General features: G+C 46.3%; 1 protein-coding gene. It reads left to right on the forward strand.

All coding sequences use genetic code 11. The features are described from left to right. Positions 1 to 352, forward strand: a 352-nt coding sequence (locus C7391_RS08660) for an InlB B-repeat-containing protein (protein ID WP_166627326.1), incomplete at both ends; no start/stop codon positions are given.

Genomic DNA, 352 nt, shown 5'->3' on the forward strand with positions numbered 1-352 from the left:
GAAACATGATGAGACGACGTATTATAACGTGACGTACAAAACAAACGGCGGAACGGGAACCGATTACACGGTGTCTGTCATTCCGGGAGATGAACACACAATCGTTACGAACGGAACGGCCAATATGTCAAAATACGGATTCGTGTTTGAAAACTGGACGGAAAATGCGGACGGATCAGGAACGGTTTACACAGTCGGCGAAACCGTAACACCGACAGATAACATGACGGTGTACGCTAAGTGGAAACATGATGAGACGACGTATTATAACGTGACGTACAAAACAAACGGCGGTATGGGAACCGATTACACAGCATCTGTCATTCCTGGAGATGAACACACAATCGTTACG

It is taken from the genome of Methanimicrococcus blatticola (assembly GCF_004363215.1).
Classification (GTDB): domain Archaea; phylum Halobacteriota; class Methanosarcinia; order Methanosarcinales; family Methanosarcinaceae; genus Methanimicrococcus; species Methanimicrococcus blatticola.